Source organism: Actinotalea ferrariae (assembly GCF_019733465.1).
Taxonomy (GTDB): Bacteria; Actinomycetota; Actinomycetes; order Actinomycetales; family Cellulomonadaceae; genus Actinotalea; species Actinotalea ferrariae_A.
In genome coordinates this window covers 1-1,976 of the sequence record NZ_JACVQL010000372.1, presented here as the reverse complement: position 1 = coordinate 1,976, position 1,976 = coordinate 1, and the positions used below count along the sequence as shown (strand labels likewise).

Here is a 1,976-nt window from a genome sequence, read left to right as displayed (position 1 = left end):
CCGCGGACCCGGTCGGACCGGCCGACGTCGCGGCCGCGGCCGCCGAGCTGGCCGGGGTCGTGCTGCGCACGCCGGTCGAGTCGAGCCGCGCCCTGAGCGCGCTCGCGGGCGGGCCCGTGCTGCTCAAGTGCGAGAACCTCCAGCGCGCCGGCTCGTTCAAGATCCGCGGCGCGTACCTGCGGATGGCGCGCCTCGCGGACGAGGAGAAGGCGCGGGGCGTCGTCGCCGCCAGCGCCGGCAACCACGCGCAGGGCGTCGCGCTCGCCGCGCGTCTGCTGGGCGTCCACGCGACCGTCTACATGCCCGTCGGGGCGGCACTGCCCAAGGTCGCCGCGACCAAGGAGTACGGCGCCACCGTGGAGACGGCCGGCTCGAGCGTCGACGAGGCGCTCGACGCCGCGCGGGCGCACGCCGAGCGCACGGGTGCCGTCCTCATCCACCCCTTCGACCACGCCGACGTCGTCGCGGGTCAGGGGACCGTGGCGCTCGAGGTGCTCGAGCAGGTTCCGGACGTGCGGACGGTCGTCGTGCCCGTGGGCGGCGGCGGACTGGCCGCGGGCATCGTCGCAGCGCTGGCGGACCGGCCCGACGTCCAGGTGGTCGGCGTCCAGGCGGCCGGGGCCGCCGCCTACCCGGCGTCCCTCGCGGCCGGGCGCCCCGTGCCGGCGGGGCAGATGAGCACGATGGCCGACGGGATCGCCGTCGGGCGGCCCGGCGACGTGCCGTTCGCGCTGCTGCACGGTCACCGGGTGCCGGTGCGCACCGTCTCGGAGGAGGACCTCTCGCGGGCCCTGCTGCTGGTCGCGGAGCGCGCGAAGATGCTCGTCGAGCCGTCGGGTGCGGCGGGCGTCGCCGCGCTCATGGCGGGCCTCGAGGTGGAGACGCCCGCGGTCGTCGTGCTCTCCGGCGGCAACATCGACCCGCTCGTGCTGCTGCGCGTGGTCCGGCACGGGCTCGCCTCGGCGGGCCGCTACCTGTCGATGAGGGTGCGGATCGACGACCACCCCGGAGCGCTCGCCGCGCTGCTGCGGGACCTCGCGGCCACGGGCAGCAACGTCATGCACGTGGGTCACGTGCGCACGGCGCTGAACCTCGGCATCGACGAGGTCGAGATCGGCGTGCAGGTCGAGACGCGCGGGCCCGACCACTGCGCCCAGGTCGTCGACCACCTCCGCGCGGCCGGCTACCGCCTCACCGACGGCTGACCCACCCCACCCAGCCCCGGGCCACCGCGCCCGCCGGCCCTCGGGCCACCCTCCGGCCACACCACCCCCTCCGCAGACTGGAGGGTTCTCGTGGTGACACGCGGCGTGTCACCACGAGAACGCTCCGGTGTGCTGGGGGGCCGGCGGCGGGGTGCCCGGTGGCCGGCGGGCGCTCAGGGCCTGGCGGCTCAGGCGGGGAGGGTGCGCGCGTAGCGGCGTTCGGTGATCGCGGCGCCGTTGATCACCGCGTCCTTCTCCACGGCGTCGTCGTGCCAGCCGGCGCGCTCGTAGAAGCGGCGCGCGCGGGGGTTCCCCGGCAGCACCCACAGGACCGCCTCGCCGAAGCCGAGCGCGTGCAGCCGGGCGTGGGCCGCCGCGAGCAGCGCCGGCCCCGCGCCCGCACCCCACGCGTCGGGGTGGACGTTGATCGCGTACAGCTCACCCCGCCCGGGCGGGTCCTCGGGCGCGGGCTCACGCTCGGGGCCGACGTCGACGAAGCCGACGAGCGTGCCGTCCAGCTCGGCGACGTGGAGGTGCTCGGCACGCCCCTGGGCGAACATCCGCCGCCAGCCCTCGGTCCAGCGCTCGACGTCGAGGCCGTCGAGGTAGGCGTCGGGCATCTGGCCGCGGTAGGCGCCGCGCCAGGCCGCGACATGCACGCGAGCGAGCGCGGGCGCGTCGTCGGGCACCCCCGCGCGCACGACGACGCCCGGCACGAGGACGCCGGGCGCGACGTCGTCCCGCGCCGCGTCGCCGGGCACGACGTCGTCC

General features: G+C 77.3%; 2 protein-coding genes. One reads left to right on the top strand and one right to left on the bottom strand.

All coding sequences use genetic code 11. The annotated features are described in order from the left end of the window. Nucleotides 1-1,205, top strand: a 1,205-nt coding sequence (gene ilvA / locus ICW40_RS19925; protein ID WP_260459502.1) for a threonine ammonia-lyase, incomplete at its 5' end; no start/stop codon positions are given. 188 nt (nucleotides 1,206-1,393) lie between these two features. On the opposite strand, the gene ICW40_RS19920 is transcribed toward ilvA, so the two are convergent. After that, nucleotides 1,394-1,976 (bottom strand): GNAT family N-acetyltransferase (locus tag ICW40_RS19920; protein ID WP_221655720.1); only part of this gene is annotated, 583 nt, incomplete at its 5' end.